Origin of the sequence: Anaerocolumna xylanovorans DSM 12503 (assembly GCF_900143645.1) — a bacterium.
Taxonomy (GTDB): domain Bacteria; phylum Bacillota; class Clostridia; order Lachnospirales; family Lachnospiraceae; genus Anaerocolumna; species Anaerocolumna xylanovorans.
In genome coordinates, this window is record NZ_FRFD01000004.1 from 69036 (window position 1) to 92929 (window position 23894).

Below are 23894 nucleotides of genomic sequence, written 5' to 3' on the forward strand. Positions count from 1 at the left end.
GATGCTAAGGGGGTAGGTCAATTGACACAAGAATTATTTAATAACATATTAGCTTCATTAGGTGCAATTACAGGTATAAGCGGCTTAGTTATTTCCTTATTCTTACTGGTAAAGGAACGGTTAAAATTTCTTGTAATTCATCCAGTTAATGAATCCGCTTCTTCTTTTATGGGTTTTAATGGCATAGATGTTGGTCAAAATGACTTTGGAGATGAAATCAGTTTATATACTCCTTACTTGCTGTTTGCCTGGTTACAAATAGTGAATAAATCCAAAACCAATACCACCATACTAAAAATGTCTATAAGGATAAACGATAGCGAAAGTGTCTTATATAATCGTACATCTGATAACTTTTCAGTGGCAGCCAGTTATAAACAGGATGAATATGACAATATTTTTGTGGAATCAAGTTATGGGTATAAACACATAAATCTTCCCATTGAGATTTCTTCATTTTCATCGGTTGAAGGTTATTTTTTCTTTCGAGATTTAAATGTAGAAAAATCAGAATCATACAAAGCAATCCTTAAAATTTATACCCCTCAAGGTATAAGGAATCACAAATTAGTTGTAAAGCCACAATTTCCTGAATTAATTAAATAGTATGTGAGAAACAAAGGTACGCAGCCAGACGGTCACGTACCTTCTCTTTTTCCTATGCAGTTATAGCCTGGATAAACAGATAAATCCTTCTCAATACCTTTGTATCCTGAATCTTATTAAGCTGCTCTATTATGTATTGCTTGTAATACTCATTTGACATAGGCTGACTCCTCCTTGATTCTGGTCTTTATGTATACCCTGTTATACTGGCCGGCTTTTTTACTGGCCTTATTCCAGTCCTTTATCACAGGATCCAGGAGGGCAAGCACTGTCTTAAGTTCTTCCGGAGTTTCGTAGGATACTGTTATTCTCATGCTCATGATTGCACCTTCTTCCCTGTCTTAGATTCCGGAAAGGCTTTATGTAAAGCTTGTTTAAGGTAATTAAATCTAAGTCTATCCGGCAGCTCCTTAAAGAAGTAATACAGCCTGGGGAACGGTGTCCGGCTCAATAGCTCTAACTTACACCAGTAACATATCATTTCAAATTCACTTGGGAATGTATTCTTATACTTCCTATGCTCCACAACATGGCTAATCAGGCCTTTAAGGCTCTTTCCCTGGTACATTTCCAATGCCTGGTTATGTATCCTTCTGGTATGCTCCAGGCTCCCTACATAGTCAAGGAATTTATCATAGCTGCTTTCACTGATATAACCTTCCAGGATGTAGCTGAACCGATGAAGAGCTACTTCATCTAACCAGATATCCTTCTCAAACACATCCAGTACAACATGATCCTTTTCAATAGCGTACCCTATTGATTCACTATCCAGGATCCTGTTTTCTGCTGCAGAAGCATAGGTTTCCATATCGTACATTTTCATTAGCTTGGAAAGAACAATGTAAGTCCGGTTAATCTCTGGTTTCCTTTTGAGAATGGCATATACAACTTCATCTGTGAATATGTCCTTATCAATCATCCCTGCACCTTCTTCCTTACTTTCGGCTGATAAATATCACCGCAACTATAAAGGTACCGGCCACACTCCGGGCAGTGCTGCTTGTCCTGGGGATGATATGTATGGCAGTGTAGGCACTTCTTTGCTTCTGGAAGGAATACGGCTTTATGCTGCCGTTTCAACTGTTCATCGTGGATGCTCCGCAGAATAGATCTGTCCGCCTGGGTAATCTTTCTATCCATCAATCCGGCTGCATAGCTGGATTCCATAGCATTTACAATGTCCAAAGGTAATTTAGATAACATATCTATGAAATCCGGTGCTATATCTCTTGATGCTGTCATACTCATAAAGACACCTTCTTTCCTCTGTCTGCTTCCGCTTCCTGCCCTCTTATAAACCCAGCAGCAAAGGCATTTGCGGTTGTTTCAAATAATCCCCTATTGCTCTTGTCCACAATCTTTTTTACTTCTTCTGTGGTTAAGTCATACTGCTCTGGTACTATGTAGCCTTCAATCTGTGTCAGTAGGTCTCCTGTAGGTTGTTCCGGTTCTGACATGTCACTAAGCAGCCTTGATACCTGCTTAAGCTCGGAATCGGTAGAATTGGCATAATCAAGAGCTATGAACAGATAAGTAATAATTTTATCTGCATCAAGCTGCAGCTTCTTTCTGCCCTGCTCCTCATTCTTTTCTGAAAAGCCATATTTATCGACTAACATGCTTAATACCAACTTCACTTTTTCAATTGCAGTTTCAGAATCTGCTACTTTATCTGATAAATTAATAAGGTTATCATTATACATAGATTTTCTCCTTTTCTCTTGCGCCGGAGCTTCACCAATGTTATATTTATGGTGTAACCGGCTTTTGAATGGTTGGTGGGTTACTCTGGCCTTTAGCAATGCGGGAACATTGTTAAGGGCTGTTCTAATTTTCATGGACGGATGCCACAACATTGAGAAATGTACGATTTTGAAAAGTACCTGTTATACTCTCAATATTTTCATTCAACCGATCAAGCTGATTGCTTATTCCTTCCAGTGCATCTGCGATTGATTTTAATATTTCTTCATTCTGCATCTTCTTCACCACCATTCATAAAATCGTCAAAGACTCCTGTCATATTAGATACCATAACTGTATCATTAACCACAGTTACCAATACAGTAGCACCAAACTCTGAAATCATATTTGCCAATTCAAGCTCCGTCTTTGGCATTTGCTTATTTAATTCCTCTGCGATAATTTTAACAGCAGCTTCTTGAAATCCTCTGAACATTAACTTACTGCATCCTTCTATCATCATTACCTCTCTTTCTCGTACTGCCTACCACCTTATATACAATGGCTAATTGGTGTAATACGGTTAAATCCTTTTAACTGTACACCTTTTACGTATTTTGCACCTTGGGGGAATACGTAGTTATGTATTCACTCGTATTACATCGTACTACCCCAACATGAGTAATACGGTAAATACCTATAAACACTATATTTTTATCGTATTAATCCTTTTTATCAGTGGCTATAAGGGCTATGTACCATTTCTTAGGGTTAAACCCTCTTGACCATGATTTTACTTTACCCTCATTTCGCAAATCACTTTTAGCTCTACCCAATGTGTTTTTACTAATATTCATAGCCTGTGCTAGCTCATCAAGTTCTGATATTTCCTTTTCCCCATCTTTCAAGAAATCAAGAATAAATTCTTTAGCGTCTTCTCTTTGTGGGGCCTGGCGTGCAGAATAGTCAACTTCTGTCACAAAATCTTTGTCCTTTTTTTCACTATACCCTTTAAACTGGATAATTTCATCATCTATGCCGTATAAAATTGTCTTTCCAGTCATTCCATAGTTCGATTTCTCATGTGACAGATATCTTATACCCGGTTCATTGGTTTCTCCGGCCAGAATAACACTCCTAGATATATCCCATATATCAGCACTATCCGCTATTCTCTTTCTACCCCATACACCAGATTGCTTATTAGCATGTTCAATAATCAGAAAGGTTGTACCGTATTTTTCACCATACCCTATTAATGGGCTTAAACAAGCTCTCATAGCATTCCGGTCACCCATACGGATATCAGGCGGTACAAAAGCTTGAATAGGATCAAGGACACATAATCCAGGACGGTACTTATCCAAAAGACTATCTAAAAAAGGACTATTAAATTTAATCTCTTGAAATCGTTCGTCTGCTATGTCAATGGATATGATATTCTTTAAATTAGCTCCATTTTTCCTTAATCTCCTTTTAAGGGTATATTCAAAAGAATCTTCGGCCGAAAAAAACATTACCTTCTGTGGTTCGCCTTCCTTAAATTCAATCGGAATATTTTTTCCGTCTAATAAAAAACAAGGTTTTCCACTGCTCACCGCAGCGGCTATAGCACACCAGACTGTAGTTTTACCAGAACCGCCATCACCAGCCAATGATGTAATCTGATACCTGGGCATGTAATCCGTAATAAGCCAGTGCGGATCCTTTTCACTTGCAGTATCCATAGTTACCATATCCAGATTAGTACAGGTTGCTTTCTTAGTTTTACCGCCCTTAAGCTTTTCCCATGCTTCCGGCTCTGGTTTGATGATACCTGGTTTCATAGCTTCCAGCTCTTCTAATTCTCTGTCAATAGCAGCAAGTTCTTTTTCTCTAAAAGAAGAGCTATTTTCTTTTGCTTCCAATCTTCCACCGCCTTTTCTTGCTGTTCTTTTTGAAATTCTTCAAATTTCTTATCACACTCCTTCATGTACCATTCAGCCACACTCTTCATGACCTTGTCATCTTCGGCTTTCCACCTGGTGAACCATTCATTATAAGCCTGTATGACATCCTTCCGTCCTATGCCGGTTAACTTGGCAGCTACTGTAGGAAGAAATGATTCATCACATACGCTGTATCCATAGACTTTTTTGTGGAAGTTCTCGTCAAAAATCGTAGTTTCATTGATTTCTTGGTAAAATGATTGCTTATCTGGCACTTAATCACCTACTCGCCTTATTTTACCGTAATCCTTACTGGCTGGCTCCTGTTCCCTGATCTCACTGTTAAGATACTGAATGAGCTTGTCCAGGTTAATAAGTCTTTTATTACCAGACTTGAACACCGGCAGTACTCCTGTTTTAATCAAACGGTTGATGTGATATTCAGTGAAACTCGTTTCCGGATCCAATTGCTTAAAATAATCCGCCGCCTGGTGAGCGGTTCGCATCCGGGCAAGTCCCTGGCTGCTCTGCTTCTCTTCCGGAAGGATATTATTTAATTCTGCTTCATTGACTGCTTTCATGCTGATATCGGTTATTCCCTCCTGGCCAAGTTGCCCTATAAGAGTGAATGCCTGGAAATCACTATAAGCGGTTCTTGTAATGTTCTGCCCCTGGAAGTCACCGGTTATAATATACTTCATACCTTACTCTCCTTTCCTATGCTGTAATCCCTATAGTAACCGCATTGCTTAATTGAGTAGCTCTTTCCTTACAATCTCGGTATATATCATGATAATCTCTATCTGCAACCATACCGGCCAGAATGATCTGGATAAAGATATTCTCCACCAGAATCAAGTAATTAAGCTGTATTGTGGTGGCATCCTTAACACTCTTTATACCCACTGTCTTATTAGCAAGTCTGGTATAGTTGGTGTAAATCTTATTAGGATTGGTACTACCTCTGGCCTTTGCATACTCAACAAATTCCTTAAGGGTATCCGTTTCAGATAACCGTACTGTCTTACCTTGCTGCCGGAAGAATTTCCACTCGCTGGATTGCTGCTCCTGAATTAGTCTGCGCATTGCATAGAACTGGCGGACCAGCTCCTTTTTAAACATTCTTACAATCTCAGTATTATCCAGGTATGTAATTAACAATGTAGCCTGTGGTTCGTTTAACTGATAAATTTTTGTCGGCCGACCTCTTTTTCCCGATTTGAAATCGGTAAATTCAATGGATCCAAAATCTTCAAAGTCAGACTTATATTTGATAATTAAAGCCACAATTGATTCATGTTGATTGTTTGTTCCTTTTGCAATTATCCAACTGTCAGTAAAAACCTCTTTCCCTTTCAGGATTACTAAATCATTCAATATATCTCCTTTCTGTTCTGACATCAGAACAATATGTGATGTTTATTTCCCAGGCCTTCAGATTTACCATGATTAGATTTTCTTTTACCCTGGCAGAGCTGCAGGGTGATAGTTGAGCCAGCTCAACTAATCTTCAATTAAGATTTCTGTCACCCTACAGCCTAACGCCTTCGCAATACGGCCTATTGTGCCGGGGCGAACATTACGGCCAGATATCACATTATTTAATGTGGGCCTTGGCATATCTGCCGCTTTCTGCAAATCTTCTGAATTCATGCACGCAGTTGCCATAGCAATTTCTAATTTCTTTCTGTCTGCTTTCACTCTTTTCATCTCCTTTACAAATGAATTTGACATATGGTTATCCATGTGTTATTGTAATCTTATCACATGTGTTTACATGTGTCAATAATAAAAAAATATGGTTTTGCATATGTTCAAATTCCAGATATTGTGTTATTATTATCTGGGGGTGATGAAATGAATACCGGTCAAAAAATAAGAACCTTAAGAAAAGAAAAAGGACTGACACAAAAAAAACTTGCTGAATTGTCAGGTTTAGCTACTATTACGATTCAGCAATACGAGGCGAGCAATTATAATCCTAAAATTGAATCTTTAAAGAAGATTGCTGATGCATTAGGCGTTCATGTATCTGAATTTCTTGAAACTATGGAGGAAAACGAACGTGTCAAAGCAACATGGGAATGGATACAAGATAATGACCAAAAACGCAAAGAATTAATAATGGAAATACTAAGAACACATAATTATAAATTTGAACCTTTAGGTCTTCATGCAATGCAAATTACTGATTATCAGGGATATAAATATGTTGTTAGAAACAAAGCATTTGATGATATGTTTTTGAGGGCTGATAAAGACATTCGCTATAACATTGAAAAGCTCTTAGATAAATCTAAAAATATTACAGAAGAATGAAAGGAGTATGCAATGAGCTTGTTTAAAAAAGTAAGTACTTCTTCTCCGCATCCAATTGAAAATATATCAATTCAACGGTTAGTACCAAAATGCAAGGAATGGAAGATTGATACCTTATATGTAACCACAAGTAAAAAGTGCAATTATTGCGGTTCATATAACGATAAAGTTTATTCTTTATATGGATGGAATAAAAAGTATCCTAAAATACCCGATTTGCTTTTGAAACAAAAATGTTCTGAATGTGGCGTAAGTATTAGCGCAAGTATCTATCAACCCGGTATTAATACACCCATAAAAAGAAAATAATATAGTCTTTAACGCTCAATATTACCACGAGTTCTCACATTGACAGCATAATATGCTTAGTAAGGCAGCCGGTAGGACGGTCATGCCATCCGTTTCGAGTCTTGCGAAAGGGGTGGTGCTTATGTACATTACATATAGTGAATTATTCACATTTGTAATTATGCTTGTAGCTATCATTACACTCGTTAGAGATAACAAGCACAAAAAATAGCCGTCCTGCTCTCTGGTAAAGGTTAGGACGACTATTTCTATGATCTAATAATTTTATACCGGAATGGATAGGTGCATCTATCCTCCGGCTGTCTTGATAAGCATATTATACCCCTACAGGGGTATATTGTCAACGATATATACTTTGTACAATATATATTACTAACGATATATATCATCATTAAAAAACCGCCCCGGCTGCAACCAGGACGGCTTAAATAGATACCATATAAGCAAGAGCCTATACAATAACTCTGAACAGGTTTATTGTAACATACAGGCTCTTTCATTACAATACGAAAGGATGTTTGATACAATGGCTACAGTAGAAAAAAGAGGTAACAGCTACCGAATTACAGTTAGTAATGGTTATGATGTGACTGGCAAGCAGATCAGAGAGAAAATCACCTACACACCAGATTCAGAAACGACAGAGAAGCAGCAGAAAAAAGCACTGGAAAAGTTTATTTTTGAGTTTGAAGAAAAGGTTAAGAATGGCAAGTATCTTAGCGGCGAAAAAATGACCTTTGCTGAATTTTATGAATATTGGCTTAAAGAATATTCTGATAAGCACTTAGAAGATACTACTCTTGAAGATTATGTAGATGAACTTAATAATAAAATAATACCCGCAATCGGTCACTTAAAATTAGCAAAAATAAACCCAACTCACCTGCAGAAATTCTATAACAACCTTCTTGAAGATGGCGTCCGAAAGGATGGAAAATCTGGCGGGTACAGCCCGGTAACAATAAAAAAGAATCATGCAATCATAAGTAGCATGTTAACCCAGGCAGTATTATGGCAACTCATAGACTCCAATCCCTGTGATCGTGTATCGCCTCCAAAAGATAATAAAATGACAGACGAAGTAAAGCATTTTACCTTGGAACAGTCTATTTCCTTCTTAAACGCTCTTGAAATGGAGTACGCGACTAAATATAAGGCGCATTACAGAATAGACGATACCGGAAAGAAGTATTACGTTCAATCATATATAGAAACCAGAAGCATCCCAACACAATTTAAAGTATTCTTTAATCTGGCTCTGTTTGGTGGCATGAGGCGCGGCGAGCTAATAGCTTTAACCTGGAATGATATAGACTTTATAAATAACACCATTAACATTAATAAATCAACCGGATACGTTAAGAAAAAGATGATAACAAAAGCCCCTAAAAATAAAAGCTCTATTCGTGTTATCACTATACCAGCTCCGGTTATGGATCTGGCAAAGAAATATCGCACTGAACAACTTGTATACAAACTATCCATAGGTGACCAATGGCTTGGTGACAACTATGTGTTTATTCAATCCACAGGGAAGCAAATGCACCTGGCTACACCATATGGGACCTTTAAAGATATTATCAAGAAATACAATGCCACAATGGAGAATGAAGAAGATAAACTGCCAAATATTCCATTGCATGGATTAAGGCATACGTCTGCTACTCTTTTAATATCGGATAATAACGACGTCAGAACGGTATCGGCCAGACTTGGACATGCTCAGACCAGTACCACCATGAACATATATGCTCACAGCCTTAAAAAGTCAGATGAAAAAGCTTCTGATTCTTTGAGCAGCATGCTTATAAAGAAAGCGTAGTCACAATACCAGGACATAAAATAGTGTCCTGGTATTTTTTTTGAGAATAAACCCCAGACAAACCCCAAAGCATGAAAAAAGCACCCTTTTCAGAGTGCTCTACGATTCTCATGAGCTCTACAGCCCTTGATTTAACTGTCTTTTTAATAAGCTGGAAAAGGGATTCGAACCCTCGACTTCCTCATTACGAGTGAGGTACTCTACCGACTGAGTTATTCCAGCAAATAAAAAATCGAGGTGACGGGATTCGAACCCACGGCCTCTGCGTCCCGAACGCAGCGCTCTACCAATCTGAGCCACACCTCGTTTTGAATATACTGACAAATTAATCTTGCCAAACTATTATGCTACTTTCAAGGCAAAAAGTCAAGATGAAATTAATATATTTTGCCTAATAATATTACAATTATATGTATTACTTCATAAAAATGGAATATATATTTAAGTAGAAACTTGTATTTGAGGTCTCCTATGACAATATATGTGGTACAACCGGGTGACACGATATATTCTATTGCTGAAGCCTATAAAGTATCACCGGAAACTCTTATCCGGGATAATGGAATTGTAAATTATAATAATTTAGTTGTCGGACAGACTATTGCCATAGTCTACCCTTTGGAAGTTTATACTGTTATGCCGGGCGATTCCTTATACAGTATAGCAGCATCAACCGGTGTATCACCACTTGTGTTGTTAAGAAATAATCCCCAATTGTCAGCCAGAAGTTACCTTTATCCCGGTGAACAATTAGCTTTAAGATATGATAATAACAAAGGACGCCTTAAAACCAATGGTTTTGTCTATCCTTTTATTGACCAGGCAATTTTAAAAAAGACCTTACCCTATCTTAGTTTCCTTACTATATTTGGGTATTCCCTTTCTCCTGATGGAACACTAACAGGAAATGACGATGATCCGCTTATCAATATGGCAAAGCTTTACGGCGTTGCTCCGATTATGGTATTAAGCTCTTATAACTCTGCTGATTCAAACACTTCAAATTCTTATTTTACTCAAATAAATTCTGAAGAAACCAATAGAATTACCTTCACCGCTATTATTGCTAAAATGATTGAGAAGGGATATCTTGGTATAAATATTTATGTACAAAAAGTTACCGAGGAAACCCTGAATATCCTCCGAATAAATCTTAGTTCTTTTTCTTCTTTTCTAAAGGAACAAGGACTACTCATTATGCTAACTCTTACTCCTGAAATCTTTGACCTTCCTCAAGGGATTACTTATCTTAATGTTGATTACAGTATCATAGCCGAACTTGTAGATTATATCCTGCTGCTCTCTTACAATTGGGGTTATACCTATGGTCCCCCTGCTGCTGTAACCCAGGTCAATATCGTGAGAAGAAATCTGGACTATGCCATTACACAAATACCTTCTCAAAAGATATTTTTAGGAGTACCAATTATCGGGTATGACTGGAACTTAACGTCACAAAATGGCTATGCCACAGCCAATGCCTTAACCTCTGATGCAGCCGTTTTATTAGCCGCTGATGTTGGAGCTAATATTCAATTTGATTATGAAGCTATGGCGCCTTATTTCACTTATACCAGCAGAGATAATAATATAGATATCAACCATATTGTATGGTTTAAAGACGCCAGAAGTATTGATGTACTTTTCGGATTAATTCAGGAATACAGTCTTTCCGGCTCAGCAATCTGGAATATCATGCATTTTTTTACTCAAATGTGGTTTATTGTTAATACTCAATATGAGATTATCGGACCTTTTGACAATATTTAATGGCCTATACTTTACTAAAAACCATTGTTAAAGGGGATAATTGCTATCCCCTTTCAAATCATCAATATAGTTTATAGTAAATCACTAATTCCCTCTGACCCAAATGTTTTTTATTTCACACTAACACCAATGCATTTCGCAAGTTTACTTGCGAAACTGCCCAAATCAAAAGTGAATTATGCTTTTCAATAATTCACACTACGCTCTCCAAAAAAGCAGATTCCAATCGCTCCGGGGCCTGAATGCGCTCCAATACTTGGGCTGATTACATTTACTATTACATGAGCATCTTTTACCTTTTCTTTTATAAGTTTGACAACATGTTCAGCATCCTCTGCTGCATCCCCATGAACCACGCAAATAGTGCCGGGGTTGTCGATAAAACTTCCCATCTGTTCCGCCATATTTGATACAATGGTTGACAGGGATTTTTTGCGCCCTCTGACGGTGCCGGCTGAAACCAATCTTCCTTCCTCGTTAATAACAAGAATAGGCTTGATATTAATCATACTTCCAACGATAGCAGTCATTTTCGATATCCTTCCGCCCCGCTGCAAATGGAATAAATTATCTACCGTAAATTGTACGCAGAAGTTCTCACGGTGACTTTCAAGCCATTGCACTATCTCCGTAAGGCTCTTGCCTGCTTCTTTTAATTCTACTGCCTTCATAATCATCAGACCTTGTCCCAAGGAGGCATTTAATGTATCAAATACAATAATGACCGCTTCGGTATATTCTTCACATAATTCTCTTGCACCAGCAGCCACATTACTATAACCGCCGCTTAGAGCAGATGAAAAACTTATATGCAAAATATCCGTTCCTTCATTTATATATTTCAAAAAAGTAGAATGAATTACAGCCGGATTGCTGGCCATAGTTGTGGGCATTAATCCATTCCTCATACTGTCGTAAAATTCTTTTGGTGTAAGATTGACTTCCTCTCCATACACCGTATCATTCAATTCGTAGTAATGGGGGATGATTCCTACCCCTTTTTCTTTAATGTACTCGGGTAATAAATCACAATTTGAATCTGTTGTAATAACAAAATCTTTCATCTTTCATCTCCCTTTTAATTTTATGTAAACTTACAAATATATTATACCTGATAATTACCGTTGTTGTATAGATTTTACATGTGATTTCTCAATAAATTTTACACTGACTCCCAGGGCAGTAAATCAGAGTGTGAATTATGCTTTTCAATAATTCACACCACTGCCGGCCCTTCTCAGTACACCTCAAGTTTGTGCCGAGGATTTCGCAGGCACTTGTGTGAATTATGCTTTTCAATAATTCACACATACTGCCATCCCTTCTCAGTACACCTCAAGTTTGTGCCGAGGATTTCGCAGGCATAAACTTGTGTGTGAATTATGCTTTTCAATAATTCACACATACTGCCATCCCTTCTCAGTACACCTCAAGTTTGTGCCGAGGATTTCGCAGGCATAAACCTTGTGTGTGAATTATGCTTTTCAATAATTCACACTATACACCAAATAATTGAAAGTCTTGCATTTTGACAAATTATCCGAAAGGAATATTTTTCGATTGCCTTTTATTTCACACTATTCGCCATATTTTCATATAATACAATATAATAAAATCGGAGGAGCCTATGGGAGAGTTATTAAGAATAAACAATGTAAGCTATACCTACCATAGTTTAGACGGAGAAACAACGGCTCTAAAAGATGTTTCTTTTCATGTTAATGACGGCGAATTTCTCGCTATCGTCGGACCAAGCGGCTGTGGTAAATCAACTCTACTCTCATTGATAGCAGGGCTTATTCTCCCTGATACCGGTGAAATTCTAATAGATGGAAAAGATTTAAAATCATCTGGCAAAAATATTGGATACATGCTTCAAAAGGATCATTTACTGGAATGGCGATCCACTCAAAAAAATCTCACTCTTGGCCTTGAGATACAGCATAAGCTGACCGACAACAGCTATGTTTGTATCAATGAAATGCTTTCAACCTATGGTCTTATAACATTTCGTGATTCCAAACCTTCTTCTTTATCCGGCGGTATGAGGCAAAGAGCCGCTCTTATCAGAACGCTTCTGTTAGAGCCCGATATTCTTCTTCTGGATGAACCCTTTTCTGCTCTTGACTATCAGACCCGTATTGAAGTCTCCGACGATATATGGGGTATTATAAGGAAAGAGCATAAAACAGCCATCTTAATTACCCACGACATATCAGAAGCTATACCAACCAAAATACTATTTTCTTTTTCTGTCAAAATTCACCTTATTTCAACTTCTTTCATATATTAATAAAAAAGCAAAGGAGTGAATTCTATATGTCTGACAATCCAAACAATAAGGACGTAAAACAGGCTGGTTGTCCCGGCTGCGGAGGTGGCTGGCCGAATCGGCCATGGGGTCCCGGTCCTTGGGGTCCCGGTCCTTGGGGTCCTGGTCCTTGGGGTCCTGGTCCTTGGGGTCCCGGTCATGGTCCCGGCCCCTGGGGTCCCGGTCATGGCCCTGGTCCTTGGGGTCCCAGACCTCCCAGAAGACCCGGCCCGTGGGGACCTGGTCCGTGGGGTCGTTAATCATATTTTTTAAAGTAAATTATAGATTCATGCCCCATTTATTATCCAATGTTTAAATCCTCACACCCGGGAGCTGCCGTAGAGCTTTCAGACCAAGAAAGCTCTACGGCAGCTCCTTACTTATTTTTTTGCTTCCGTCACAGTCTCTGCTTAGCTCCTCGATATAACTTATTAGTTGCTCATACACCACATACCTGTCTGGCTCCGCCTCTCCTATTACCCTCTGATACAAAGCTTCCGCTATCAGTTGATTGCAGATATCAGCAGCAAGCCTCATTCCATCATTGACATTATTAATGACAATTTTCATATTTATTTCCAGTTAAATATCTTATCACAGACTATTCGCCTTGGATTTGTTTTATGTAAGAATCATCATGTTACTGCTTCCTTTCGGATATACATTAGTTAGGAGGTGTGTATTATGAACATTGCCATATACAGCCGAAAATCCAAGTTTTCGGAAAAAGGTGAATCCATAGACAATCAAATCCAATACTGCAAAGATTACGCAGCAGTTCATTTGTCTTCCGTTTCCGAAAAGAATTTCATTCTTTATGAAGATGAAGGCTTCTCCGCTGCTACTTCCGTGAGACCGCAATTTCAAAAACTATTAACAGATATTAAAAATGGAAAAATACAAGTGCTTATGTGTTACCGGCTTGATCGGATTACCAGAAATGTATCTGACTTTTCAAAAACCTTGGAACTTTTAGAAAAAATGAATGTGGGATTTCTGTCTGCCACCGAAAATTTCGATACCTCCACACCAATGGGGAAGGCCATGATATACATAGCCTCCGTCTTTGCACAACTGGAAAGGGAGACTATCGCCGAAAGAGTCCGTGACAATATGCTCGCCCTCTCTAAGACGGGCAGGTGGCTGGGTGGGCTTACACCTCTTGGCTTTTCTTCCAGGGAAGTCATTTATCTTGATTCTGAATTCAAGGAAAGAAAGTTATACCAGCTTGTCCCATGCAAAGAGGAATTAAAAACTGTCTCCCTTTTATTCAATAAATACTTAGAATCTGGCAGCCTCTCTGCTGTTGAGAGTTATTGCCTTGCTTATGATATCAAGACTCAAAAGGGCTGTTTCTTTAATAAAAGCAGCATTGCACAGATCTTAGAAAATCCGACTTACTGCATGGGAGATGAAGCTTCTCATAATTACTTTTCAAAGCTGGGCTGTATCATAACCTTCCCTAAAAATGAATTTGATGGGAGTAAGGGTATCCTATGCTATAACCGGACGAACCAGCAGAAAAAATCCTGCCGCAAAAAACGCCCGCCTGCCGAATGGATAATCGCATTAGGCAATCATAAGGGAATCATAGCAGGAAATCTCTACATAGAAGTACAAAATAGACTGAAACAAAATAAGGAAAAAGCCTCCCCCAGAAAGGATACCTCTTCCTTTTCCCTGGTTTCCGGTAAAATTCAATGTCTGGACTGCGGAGCTAAAATGCGTATTAAAAATATTAGGAAAAGTAATGGCCATACCCGCTTTAGCTATGCCTGCGAAATGAAAATGCTGTCAAAGGGAATCAGATGTACCATTGCCAATATAAACGGAACGGATTTTGATGATAAACTGATGGATATCTTATGGAGCTATCTGGAACACTCTATTGATTACAATAAAATATTAAAATATCTAAAACAAAAAGATACCCCAGGAAAATTGGAGGAAGATAATACTGCTTCCTCCTTAATAGCTTTGGAAAGAGAAAAAGAAAGATGTCAAAATGAGATAAACACAATTGTAAGCCGCCTTTCAAAAGAATCCTCTTCCCTTTTGGAAAAATACCTTCTTCCAAGACTTGAAGAATTAGACAGGCAAGCAGGCGAAATTGATCAAAAGATAACTATACTCTCGACTTCAATAAACAAAGATTATACGTCAGAAAAGTCCCCATTTTTTTCAAATAAGAAAGGAGGATTAAAATCTCTCCTGGCAGAAGCAAGTATTAACAGTAAAAAAGCAATAGTAAATGCAATGATTGACAGAATAGAATGGGACGGAAATACAGCATACATAAGCTTTCGTACACCGGATGGGCAGCATTTTGGTATTGATAGGTGAAGCTGTCTCTATGGCTGACCGTATCATTGTATTAAGCTGCCGTCCAGGAACCATAAAACGTGAAATAGATGTGACTCTTACTCTGGATGAAAGAACCCCCTTTAAAGCCAGAAGTTCTCCGGAATTCAAAGACTATTTCAACCTAATTTGGAAGGAGTTAAGTCATGGCAAAATCAGCGGCTAAGAACACTTACTCTCCTTCTCACCAGCTTTTTTTAAAGAAATATTATAAGAGAAAACGCTCCATCCGCCTATTGCAACTTTTAATCATCCTATTTTTTCTGGCTCTTTGGGAAATTACCACTCGTATCGGATTGGTGGATTCCTTTATATTCAGCAGTCCCTCCAGGGTGGCAGGGACTTTTCTTGATATGGCAGCTGACGGCACTATATTTTATCACACCGGCATTACCCTTCTTGAAACCTTTGTCAGCTTTACAATTGTAAATGTCTTTGGAATTGCAATTGCCATATTACTGTGGTGGAATGAAAAGCTTGCAAAAGTGCTGGAGCCCTATCTTGTAGTGCTTAACAGCCTTCCAAAATCCGCACTGGCTCCGGTATTCATCGTATGGCTGGGAAACAATGTAAAAACAATAATTGTGGCGGCAGTGTCCGTTGAGTGAGTTGTAAAAATACAATTACATAATAAGAAGTAGTCCAAACGCTCTATTGTAACAGGTAAATATCTTCCTATATAATAAATATGTATTAATTCAGATTAAATATATATCATCTCCCTCTTTTTCCCCAGGTATCAAAAACTTGGGGATTTTTTCAAAAAGGCATTGACTATTTCAGTAGTTATGTTATAATTTTTTCCAGAGGGGAATGCCCGGTCGTAATGGCCGGGGTTTTTATTGACAAAATAGGACTATTCTCCCATAATAGTTACACTATATTACACTTTAAATAAATTATGGAAAATAAAAAAGGCGGAAAGCTAAAATTTATAATCATTGGTGTAGTAGTGCTGGTTGTGTTATTTACTCTTATTGATGGTGGAGAGGAAGAGAAAGAAAAAAATTCCATCAAATACTGGACAAGCCAAAGACATTGTAGAAGAACCAAAAGAAGAATCTAAGAAGGAAGTAACGGAAGAACCGAAAGAGGTTGCCCCTACAACTTCTGCTGAAACATCAAGTTTAACTATGGGTCAAAAAAATGCATTGAGCAGATCCAAAGAATATTTAGCTTACTCGTCTTTCTCACACAATGGATTAATTAAACAATTGGAATTTGATGGGTTTTCAACCGAAGACGCAACCTATGCAGCAGACAATTGCGGAGCAGATTGGAACGAGCAAGCCGCCTTAAAAGCACAACAATACTTAAACTATTCTTCATTTTCACGTAGCGGATTAATTGAACAATTGGAATTTGATGGGTTTACTAGGAAACAAGCAGAATATGGTTCTAATGCAGTAGGCTATTAAAACATTACATGTTTGATGCTGATATCCGGAAAGAATTGGATTTGGTAAATATAAAGTTTTTTATTAATCTGTATCCCGGAGGAATAAACCCTCCGGGATTTTTATATTCTTATCATGTCATATTATGTCAAATCTTCATTATATAATGTAAATTTTGGAATTAACAGTCTGTTTCTTTGGCTGTATCTTCCATATAATATGGATACTACTATTTGAGGAGGATTACAAAAGATGAAACTATCAAAGAAATTATGTATTTTTACAATTTTATTTTTACTATCTGTGTTATTCATCGCACCTGTTAGAGCTGATGCTGCTACGGTTGGGCAACCATTAACTTCACCTGAAGAAGGATGGCAAAGATTTGACAGTGAAGACCCTAAATTACACTATGAAGGAGCATGGTTCAGAGAAACTAAAGGTACTGCTGTCAATGCATGGAATCATGCTGAAAATTATAGTTGGGGAGGGGATAACTCTACAATACGTTTTAAATTTTATGGAACTAAAATAAGAATTATAAGCAGTACATTTTCTAATAAAAGAACTGATAATATTATCATTATAGATGGAGAATATAAAACTTTTTCAGAATATGGCTCTTCATCAGCTTGGCAATCATTAGTATACGAAAAAAGTAGCCTAAAACCTGGAATTCACACAGTCATAATTAAATCCTCTCCTGACATGACGTCATCTCAAAATATATGTCTTGATGCTATTGATATTGATAGTGATGGTTACTTAATAGACTATTACCAGTCACCAAAACTAACAGCCACTCCCGGAGATTCAAAAGTCATATTGAATTGGGATGCTGTCGATGGAGCTACAAGTTATACTATAAAACGATCTGCAACAGCAGGTGCCCCTTATGAAATTATTGGTACAAGCACAACTAACTCATATGTAAATGCAGAACTTACTAATGGTACCACATATTATTATGTTATTGTTCCTGTTGTATCAGGAAATGAGAAAACACCTTCAAATGAAGCCTCTGCTACGCCTACAGCCATAACTAATCCGGATTATATTGGTAACTATGCAACTTTAGTAATAACAATGACGAATGGAGGGACAAAGGAATATACCCTTCCTGTTATCGATGTCGATAAATTTATTACATGGTATGACCAAAAGTCAGATGGCACAGGTAAGTCATATTATACTTTTACTAAAGCGTCAAATATTTCACCATATCTTAGAATTAGAGAATATATTTCATTTGATAAAATATCAAGTTTTGAATTAAAAGAATTTAATCAATAAATTGCACCCGGAGGAATAAAACTCCGGGTTTATTTTATCTATTGGGTATAAATGTCTATTTACTATCGCAAAGGCAACTGTTAAAATATGTATATATTAGAAACTCAATCCGGAAAGAGCTAAATAGTATGAAACTTGTTTAAGGCTTGGCACAACAGATATATCACAAATACTTTTAATTAAACCAGCAATGGTTTACTCACAGAAGAAAGGTGGTTATATTTTATGAAAAAAATTTTATCTCGTATTTTAGCAGTGGCTCTGGCTGTTGTTTTGTTTTCTGCACCGTCAACTGCACAGGCTGCCACAGTTCCTATTTGCATAAATATTTCTGACAGCACGAAAGCTTTTTTCTACAATCCTTCTTTAGAAGTATCACAATATCAAGAGGTGGTGCTCGAAAATGAAAATCATGGATATTTTAACGTGCCTGCTGGAAATGATTTCTCATTTTTGCTTGGGCTTGGGGATACAGAGTATCATAGTTATCGCTTATCAATATATAAAGTGAATTACGGGCTATACTTTGATAGCCAGATTATCACTGATAGGTTTCCTAGATATACAATTCCTAAATCTTCAACTGATGCATCATACGTCGTTGTATTAAAGGCCTACACTGACTTAACAGTAGATACGTATCAAACTTTTATTGGAAATCAGTAGTGTTAAACAATATTTAGGAGCGGATATTTTCCGCTCCTTTTTTATGTAAAATTCTGTACTAATGTTTTTCCAGGGCTTTCTTTGTGCCATCATATACCTGCCAGCCGATACTCCAGTGGGCTCATGTTTCCAAGTGATGTTTTAATTCTGGTTTCATTGTACCAGGAAAGATACTCATTAAGGATCTTTGTAAACTGTTCTATTATTACCCTTGACCAGTTGCGATTGTAGAACATTTCATTTTTCAAACGTCCGAAGAAGCCTTCACAGGCTGAATCGTCTGGAGAGCAACCTTTCCTTGACATGGACCGCTGAAGACCGGTGTTATGCTGATCCTCCATGCAGGAATAGCAAATTCAGTTGTGTCAGTAAACCATTTAAGATTTGGTGCATCAGCATGAAAATCACGTTCAATGGCATTTGGAACTGCTGGTGTAATCTCACCCTTATATGAGTTGTACTTATTCCTGCGTTTAGCCTTAACTTTCAACTCACATTCAGACATAATTTTCCGTACTATTTTTTCTGAAACGCGGATGAAATCAAAAGTGAGACTGAAGATTTGGGAGAAATGATACATGAACTAAGTCTTATAAGTTCCCCAGCATACATTGCCATTATATTAGAGGTGCCTCGCATGTAGCATGAATGGCTTTCAAAAGGAAACTAAAGAATTTATCTTTATCATTGCTATTTGCTGAACCTGTATTTCAAGGTCAGCATTTTCCCGCGTTTTACCAAATAATAATTTACTTAGTAACCTTTCTCAAAATATCATCCTTTTCTCCTTTCTGTTCACAATCTTTTCAATAACCCTTCATACCCAGGACACATATGAACGTTATACTTAGTTCATAGCGTAAAACAAGGTTCCCCACCTTGCTAACATAAACTTTTTTTCATAAACGGCCAGTAGGATAACCTGCTGGCCACTCCTCTTGTTTTAAGGTTCCTCCTCGATTCTGTTATCTTTCAGTTTATCACTCAGCTCTGCTGTGCATTCCACACATAGCATAATATTTTTGTATCACTGTCCATTTCGACTTACCTTAACTATTTAAATCCTTCGTTTATTCTTCTATTACAACAATACATTAATCAAGGTATTTTGTGAAAATATCCTCATTTTGTGTTTTATCTTGAAATTCACGCATAAGACACATGGGATTTTCGGCAATAAAAGATGAAATATACGTGTTTTTTGGATGAACGTATCCCATTCTATGATACCATGCATATATCATAGCTCCGTCTAAGAGGGTAATTTGAGAAGTAGTATTATCTAGTATTTGAGGGTTTATAGTCATATTTAAAGCGACCCTGTTTTTCCGTATTGCAGTTTTAGAATGTATATTTAACTTTTCGCCCTGTTTAGGTATACAGTACTTAATTTTTGCTACACGGACTTTTCCCGTCCCATTCTCTATAAAACGCTGAGTTAAGATATCCATAGCAAAATTGGTAGCTTCCAATCCATTTGTTACACAAGACCCTCTGTACCATAAAGGTGTCAATTTATTTACTGCGTGTTTCTGTGAACTCTCAGCCCATTGTGATATAGAACTTGCTGCTTTCTGTTCATAATGTTGCCGCCAATAACCAATAAGCGTAACAAGTATTTGTCTAATGCGTAAAATTTGAGCATCGGTAAAGCGTGTATCAACATTAAAGTAGATAGATGACGGCAAAGGTGCTACGCCTGGCGGTGTAGGTAAACTAATTTCTATTCTGTTGTAGGTTGGCCTATTACATAATAAATTCATATTTACCCTTCTTTTCATTATTAATTAAGACACAAATATAATTTCTCGTTACAAAAAAATCTTAAGTTTTTTAGCGAATTGTGTCACATATTATAATATTCATATAGACAGGTAATGTGACTAACTTATATATCCTCCTGGCACCCCTCCAATTTAACTCCAGCCAGCTCCCAGAGGTCCTTTTCCACCTGCTCCATTGTCACGACTCCCCGTTCACGTTGGGCTCTATGTAATTCTGCTCTGGTCGTGATTGCCTCCTTTCTATCATTCAGTTAAACCCTGATTTGATGTACTATAAAAACAAGCTTTCAAATAACTCCTGTATAAATTTCTTGCATCTACTCACACTATCCAAGAAAGGATGGTGCGCTATGAATTCTAAACCTAACAAACCCAAAACTACCAATGTCTATGATGATGGCAATATCCCAGAAATAGATTTGCCGCATCCCAGTAATTACGCCGAATCTGATGATACCACCGTGGAGCCGCCTCCAGAATCATCTCGTCCACGTAAGGAGGGACCAGAAGGGGATTGATTTCCCTCTCTGTACATATTTCATCATGGAGCCGATAAATATTTACATGGCTGGAGACTTTTCTCTTTTCTTTTATGCTGCCATTGTTTCAATAAACGAAATGGCTTTACCATCTGGTCCCGCTCCCATGCAAAAGCATAATCGTCCATTTCCGCTTCTATCTCTTTCTTCTATATCTCAACAGCTATCAGCTGATATTGCTTATTAATCAGTCTGCCCATATTCTTTGCTTTTGCAGCCACCGGTTTCCGATAATCCGGATGATTTTACTCTTCCCTCCTCTCCTTTTATACATTGGGTATTTATGGTATAATCCCCTTACAGGCTGGCGAGCCAGGTACAAAAGAAAGGGGAAAATACTTATGGATGATAGTTACAATTTAAACTTATCCAATACAATTGCTTTTGCTAAGGAATTAACTATAAAAGCTATTGAAAATGGTTTAATTACTGCGTCCTCCGATTCAAAAGAGACTGCTAAATCAATTACAGATTTCTACAAAAAAGCATTAGAAACTATTAATAATGATTGATTAAATTGGCTCTGGCATTGAATCATTCTGCTAGGGCCTGTCCTCCAAGTACCGCCTAAGCGGTTTTATCCTGCTGTTTCCTGCGTTCTGATTCTTCCTTGGAGATTAAACTTACCTTAACCTCCATATTCTCTTCCCTGGCTTTCATTATCTGTTCTATAACCCTGCAGAATCGGTCTGGGTTAAGGTTCCCATACATCATGCGGATTCACCTCTATTCCTTTATATATTGATATGAGTTAACGGTTGTACTTGTTGCAAATATCTTCCTTTTAAGAAAAGGCTTAGACAAATCCAAGGAACGACTATTATTGAATAGACTGTATTTTAAAGATAAAGAAACTGATTATATAATGGATGGCAAAGTGTTTGACATGGCAGACTATAAACCCGGTGTAACAGCTCCGCCATTCCATAGACTATGCTGATGCACAACAGCACCTTACTTTGAAGATTCTAAGGGCCAGAGAGCAGCGGAAGTTCCTGTGACAGGAAAAGAACTTTATGTTGATAAGAGTATGACTTATCCTGAATATAAGAAAAAATACTTAGATAAATAGCAATCGAGTATAGCCAATGTTTAAATAAAAAACCGCCCCAGTGTTACCAGCACCGGAACGGCTTTTCATAGATACTATTCGATGCAAAGCACCGATATAAATACCTCTCAACACGATTATCATATCATTCAAACCTCTGCACCTCAATAGGTGTATTTTTTATGCCTAAAAATAATAGATTATTAGCGGAGGTGCTTATGATGGAGCAGATTAACTATAACTTAAAGAATACTTTTCAGACTTATCTGGATGAGTATAGTCCGATAATTAAAAAAGTTAGGGTTGCAATCTATATCCGTGTTTCTACGGAAGAGCAGAAAATCAACGGCCTATCTGTAGAGACACAAAAAGACGCCTTAACAGAGCATGCTTTACAAAACAATATGGAAATTGTTGATTATTACATAGATGCCGGTCTGACCGCCAGGAAGAAGCTCTCCCATAGAAAAGAACTCCTCCGGCTCCTGAAAGATGTTGAGAAGGGATTAATCGATGTAATAATCTTTACGAAGCTCGACCGGTGGTTTCGTAATATAGCCGATTATTATAAGGTTCAGGAAAAACTTGATAAATACAAGGTAAATTGGAAGACAATTTATGAGATTTATGATACCTCTACGGCAAATGGCAGGCTGCATATCAATATCATGCTCTCCATCGCCCAGGATGAAGCGGACCGCACCAGTGAACGTATTAAGGCAGTATTCGAAAATAAGAGGTCCAAGGGTGAAACTCCCGCCAACAGAGCTCCTCTTGGGTATAAAATAGAGAATTCAAAATTGTTTATCGATGAAGATACCAGTCAGATTGCCTTAGATATTTTTAATTATTATGACACCCACCATTCTCTGCTTGGCTGTGTCCGCCTGGCAAAAGAAAAATATGATTATAAGATATATGACTATTCCGTCCGCAGAATGTTTGTAAATACAATATACATAGGCGAATTCAGAGGGCATAAAGACTTCTGTGAACCCCTTATTGACCGTGATATGTTTTACAGAATACAGAATTACCGCGGCGTAAGAGAATTTAAAAACCAGCTGACAGCAGGCAGAACCTACCTCTTCTCTACCCTAATACTCTGTAAGGAATGTAAACATACTATGACGGCCAGCTTCACCATACAGAAGCAAAAGCACGGTCCGAAAGAATTCCATTATTACCGCTGCCGTGAGGCAGTTGTCAATTATGCCTGCAATCATACAAAGTGTATCAATGAAGAAGCACTTGAAAACTATCTGCTAAATAATATAAAATGCGAAATGCAAGAAACGTTAGTAGCGATGGAAAAAAGACGGTTATCAGCGTCAGTGAAAAAAAATGATACAGCTAAAACAAAAAAACGTATGGAGAAATTGAAGGACCTTTACCTGGATGATCTTATAGATAAAGATTCCTATAAGCAGGAATATGCGTTGCTTACTGCTCAATTAGATTCCATTGTCCCTGTACAACCAGCTGCTACTGAAAAGTATAAGGCATACCTTGAACAGGATATCAACAGTCTTTATGAAGAAATGTCTCCGGCCGAACGCAAGATTTTCTGGCTTGGAATCATTGACCGAATTGTCATAGACCGGGAAAACAACATTGATTTCTTTCTACGGGAATAATTGTACTTATCATACTCTCTCTGTTGCTGTCTTTAGCACAATTATTACCCTCTACACTAATTTCACCAGTATAGAGGAAGACAAGAAAAAACTCATTCTCACATTGGGAGGCACTAAAAAAGATATCTTATGGAAGGTTGTAATTCCCTGCAATATTCCACAGATTATCAGTATCATGAAGGTAAACATCGGCCTTTCCTTAGTCGGTGTCATTATCGGGGAATTCCTGGCCGCAAAGGCAGGCCTGGGATATCTGATTATTTATGGCAGTCAGGTATTTAAGCTGGATTATGTCATTATGTCCATCGTAATCTTATGTATACTGGCTACCTTTCTGTATCAGCTGCTTAGCTATTTTGAAAAAAAATATAAATAGAACAATTACACAAGTAACGAAAAATCGCTCTGGCTTCCG

General features: G+C 37.7%; 31 protein-coding genes, 2 tRNA genes and 1 pseudogene. 16 read left to right on the forward strand and 18 right to left on the reverse strand.

From position 1 onward, the window contains the following. Window positions 1-21 precede the first annotated feature (21 nt). Window positions 22-606, forward strand: coding sequence for a hypothetical protein (locus tag BUF11_RS06450; RefSeq protein ID WP_073588039.1), 585 nt, complete (start codon window positions 22-24; stop codon window positions 604-606). 149 nt (window positions 607-755) lie between these two features. Here the strand turns inward: BUF11_RS06450 and BUF11_RS24265 are convergent, their stop codons facing one another. The 11 genes from BUF11_RS24265 to BUF11_RS06495 form a co-directional block, all read right to left on the reverse strand. Beyond that, entirely contained in the window at window positions 756-926 is a 171-nt protein-coding gene (locus BUF11_RS24265) for a hypothetical protein (RefSeq protein ID WP_175561994.1), read from the reverse strand. After that, window positions 923-1528 carry a hypothetical protein gene (locus tag BUF11_RS06455; protein WP_073588040.1) on the reverse strand — a complete coding sequence of 202 codons (606 nt, stop codon included), beginning with the start codon at window positions 1526-1528 and terminating at the stop codon, window positions 923-925. The genes BUF11_RS24265 and BUF11_RS06455 overlap by 4 nt, the downstream gene beginning before the upstream one ends. Then, a complete protein-coding gene (locus BUF11_RS06460; RefSeq protein ID WP_073588041.1) occupies window positions 1525-1857 on the reverse strand; it encodes a hypothetical protein in 333 nt (110 codons plus the stop codon). The genes BUF11_RS06455 and BUF11_RS06460 overlap by 4 nt, the downstream gene beginning before the upstream one ends. Beyond that, window positions 1854-2312: a hypothetical protein gene (locus tag BUF11_RS06465; protein ID WP_073588042.1), complete on the reverse strand. Its 459-nt coding sequence runs from the start codon at window positions 2310-2312 to the stop codon at window positions 1854-1856. The genes BUF11_RS06460 and BUF11_RS06465 overlap by 4 nt, the downstream gene beginning before the upstream one ends. Before the next feature lie 124 nt (window positions 2313-2436). Continuing rightward, the gene (locus BUF11_RS24270) at window positions 2437-2589 is read right to left on the reverse strand and encodes a hypothetical protein (protein ID WP_175561995.1); all 153 of its coding nucleotides are present in this window, start codon (window positions 2587-2589) and stop codon (window positions 2437-2439) included. Beyond that, entirely contained in the window at window positions 2579-2815 is a 237-nt protein-coding gene (locus tag BUF11_RS06470) for a hypothetical protein (protein WP_139243317.1), read from the reverse strand. Before BUF11_RS06470 ends, BUF11_RS24270 begins: the two co-directional genes overlap by 11 nt. A 199-nt stretch (window positions 2816-3014) precedes the next feature. Next, window positions 3015-4199, reverse strand: a complete 1185-nt coding sequence (locus BUF11_RS06475; protein ID WP_084558515.1) for an AAA family ATPase — start codon at window positions 4197-4199, stop codon at window positions 3015-3017. After that, window positions 4133-4495 carry a hypothetical protein gene (locus BUF11_RS06480; RefSeq protein WP_073588044.1) on the reverse strand — a complete coding sequence of 121 codons (363 nt, stop codon included), beginning with the start codon at window positions 4493-4495 and terminating at the stop codon, window positions 4133-4135. The genes BUF11_RS06475 and BUF11_RS06480 overlap by 67 nt, the downstream gene beginning before the upstream one ends. Further along, window positions 4496-4921 carry a hypothetical protein gene (locus BUF11_RS24695; protein ID WP_242952335.1) on the reverse strand — a complete coding sequence of 142 codons (426 nt, stop codon included), beginning with the start codon at window positions 4919-4921 and terminating at the stop codon, window positions 4496-4498. 16 nt (window positions 4922-4937) lie between these two features. Next, window positions 4938-5597, reverse strand: coding sequence for a Rha family transcriptional regulator (locus BUF11_RS06490; protein ID WP_073588372.1), 660 nt, complete (start codon window positions 5595-5597; stop codon window positions 4938-4940). A 126-nt stretch (window positions 5598-5723) separates the two neighbouring features. After that, entirely contained in the window at window positions 5724-5954 is a 231-nt protein-coding gene (locus BUF11_RS06495; RefSeq protein ID WP_242952336.1) for a helix-turn-helix domain-containing protein, read from the reverse strand. Window positions 5955-5999: 45 nt separating this feature from the next. Here BUF11_RS06495 and BUF11_RS06500 point away from each other — a divergent pair, with 45 nt between their 5' ends. The 3 genes from BUF11_RS06500 to BUF11_RS06510 all read left to right on the forward strand — a co-directional run bounded on the left by BUF11_RS06500 (window position 6000) and on the right by BUF11_RS06510 (window position 8670). Beyond that, window positions 6000-6539 (forward strand): helix-turn-helix domain-containing protein, encoded by a 540-nt coding sequence (locus BUF11_RS06500; RefSeq protein ID WP_242952337.1) that lies wholly within the window; start codon window positions 6000-6002, stop codon window positions 6537-6539. A 12-nt stretch (window positions 6540-6551) separates the two neighbouring features. After that, the gene (locus BUF11_RS06505) at window positions 6552-6848 is read left to right on the forward strand and encodes a hypothetical protein (protein WP_073588046.1); all 297 of its coding nucleotides are present in this window, start codon (window positions 6552-6554) and stop codon (window positions 6846-6848) included. A 526-nt stretch (window positions 6849-7374) separates the two neighbouring features. Then, complete coding sequence (locus tag BUF11_RS06510; RefSeq protein WP_073588047.1) at window positions 7375-8670, forward strand: tyrosine-type recombinase/integrase; 1296 nt, start codon at window positions 7375-7377, stop codon at window positions 8668-8670. A gap of 149 nt (window positions 8671-8819) precedes the next feature. On the opposite strand, the gene BUF11_RS06515 is transcribed toward BUF11_RS06510, so the two are convergent. Together BUF11_RS06515 and BUF11_RS06520 are read right to left on the reverse strand one after the other, a co-directional pair. Next, window positions 8820-8892, reverse strand: a tRNA-Thr gene (locus BUF11_RS06515). A 10-nt stretch (window positions 8893-8902) separates the two neighbouring features. Next, window positions 8903-8976 (reverse strand) — tRNA-Pro (locus BUF11_RS06520). A 165-nt stretch (window positions 8977-9141) separates the two neighbouring features. Between BUF11_RS06520 and BUF11_RS06525 the strand changes: the two genes are divergently transcribed. Then, window positions 9142-10440, forward strand: coding sequence for a LysM peptidoglycan-binding domain-containing protein (locus tag BUF11_RS06525; protein ID WP_073588048.1), 1299 nt, complete (start codon window positions 9142-9144; stop codon window positions 10438-10440). 185 nt (window positions 10441-10625) lie between these two features. Here BUF11_RS06525 and BUF11_RS06530 read toward each other — a convergent pair whose 3' ends face one another. Next, a complete protein-coding gene (locus tag BUF11_RS06530; protein WP_073588049.1) occupies window positions 10626-11504 on the reverse strand; it encodes a DegV family protein in 879 nt (292 codons plus the stop codon). Window positions 11505-12067: 563 nt separating this feature from the next. Between BUF11_RS06530 and BUF11_RS06535 the strand changes: the two genes are divergently transcribed. After that, the gene (locus tag BUF11_RS06535; RefSeq protein ID WP_084558517.1) at window positions 12068-12733 is read left to right on the forward strand and encodes an ABC transporter ATP-binding protein; all 666 of its coding nucleotides are present in this window, start codon (window positions 12068-12070) and stop codon (window positions 12731-12733) included. Between the two features lie 381 nt (window positions 12734-13114). Here the strand turns inward: BUF11_RS06535 and BUF11_RS06545 are convergent, their stop codons facing one another. After that, window positions 13115-13321 (reverse strand): hypothetical protein, encoded by a 207-nt coding sequence (locus BUF11_RS06545; RefSeq protein WP_073588051.1) that lies wholly within the window; start codon window positions 13319-13321, stop codon window positions 13115-13117. 114 nt (window positions 13322-13435) lie between these two features. On the opposite strand from BUF11_RS06545, the gene BUF11_RS06550 reads away from it, so the two are divergent. The 6 genes from BUF11_RS06550 (at window position 13436) to BUF11_RS06570 (ending at window position 18468) form a co-directional block, all read left to right on the forward strand. Beyond that, window positions 13436-15094, forward strand: coding sequence for a recombinase family protein (locus BUF11_RS06550; protein WP_073588052.1), 1659 nt, complete (start codon window positions 13436-13438; stop codon window positions 15092-15094). Between the two features lie 10 nt (window positions 15095-15104). Continuing rightward, window positions 15105-15278, forward strand: coding sequence for a hypothetical protein (locus BUF11_RS23995; RefSeq protein ID WP_175561996.1), 174 nt, complete (start codon window positions 15105-15107; stop codon window positions 15276-15278). Further along, window positions 15259-15720: an ABC transporter permease gene (locus tag BUF11_RS06555; protein WP_073588053.1), complete on the forward strand. Its 462-nt coding sequence runs from the start codon at window positions 15259-15261 to the stop codon at window positions 15718-15720. The genes BUF11_RS23995 and BUF11_RS06555 overlap by 20 nt, the downstream gene beginning before the upstream one ends. 372 nt (window positions 15721-16092) lie before the next feature. Next, window positions 16093-16530 (forward strand): Ltp family lipoprotein, encoded by a 438-nt coding sequence (locus BUF11_RS06560; protein WP_073588054.1) that lies wholly within the window; start codon window positions 16093-16095, stop codon window positions 16528-16530. Between the two features lie 231 nt (window positions 16531-16761). Beyond that, the gene (locus tag BUF11_RS06565; RefSeq protein WP_073588055.1) at window positions 16762-17802 is read left to right on the forward strand and encodes a hypothetical protein; all 1041 of its coding nucleotides are present in this window, start codon (window positions 16762-16764) and stop codon (window positions 17800-17802) included. 225 nt (window positions 17803-18027) lie between these two features. Further along, window positions 18028-18468, forward strand: coding sequence for a hypothetical protein (locus tag BUF11_RS06570; protein WP_073588056.1), 441 nt, complete (start codon window positions 18028-18030; stop codon window positions 18466-18468). 89 nt (window positions 18469-18557) lie between these two features. Here BUF11_RS06570 and BUF11_RS25205 read toward each other — a convergent pair. Both BUF11_RS25205 and BUF11_RS06580 read right to left on the reverse strand, forming a co-directional pair. Further along, window positions 18558-19000 (reverse strand): annotated as a pseudogene (locus BUF11_RS25205) (IS3 family transposase); the annotation flags it as partial. A gap of 562 nt (window positions 19001-19562) precedes the next feature. Next, entirely contained in the window at window positions 19563-20231 is a 669-nt protein-coding gene (locus BUF11_RS06580; protein WP_073588058.1) for a hypothetical protein, read from the reverse strand. 371 nt (window positions 20232-20602) lie between these two features. On the opposite strand from BUF11_RS06580, the gene BUF11_RS24280 reads away from it, so the two are divergent. Then, a complete protein-coding gene (locus BUF11_RS24280) occupies window positions 20603-20770 on the forward strand; it encodes a hypothetical protein (RefSeq protein WP_175561997.1) in 168 nt (55 codons plus the stop codon). Between the two features lie 362 nt (window positions 20771-21132). Beyond that, complete coding sequence (locus BUF11_RS24285; RefSeq protein WP_175561998.1) at window positions 21133-21303, forward strand: hypothetical protein; 171 nt, start codon at window positions 21133-21135, stop codon at window positions 21301-21303. Between the two features lie 55 nt (window positions 21304-21358). On the opposite strand, the gene BUF11_RS24290 is transcribed toward BUF11_RS24285, so the two are convergent. Next, entirely contained in the window at window positions 21359-21505 is a 147-nt protein-coding gene (locus BUF11_RS24290) for a hypothetical protein (protein ID WP_175561999.1), read from the reverse strand. A gap of 519 nt (window positions 21506-22024) precedes the next feature. Here BUF11_RS24290 and BUF11_RS06585 point away from each other — a divergent pair. Further along, complete coding sequence (locus BUF11_RS06585; RefSeq protein WP_084558519.1) at window positions 22025-23479, forward strand: recombinase family protein; 1455 nt, start codon at window positions 22025-22027, stop codon at window positions 23477-23479. Further along, window positions 23457-23855 carry an ABC transporter permease gene (locus BUF11_RS06590; RefSeq protein WP_084558520.1) on the forward strand — a complete coding sequence of 133 codons (399 nt, stop codon included), beginning with the start codon at window positions 23457-23459 and terminating at the stop codon, window positions 23853-23855. Before BUF11_RS06585 ends, BUF11_RS06590 begins: the two co-directional genes overlap by 23 nt. The last annotated feature ends 39 nt before the right edge of the window (window positions 23856-23894 follow it).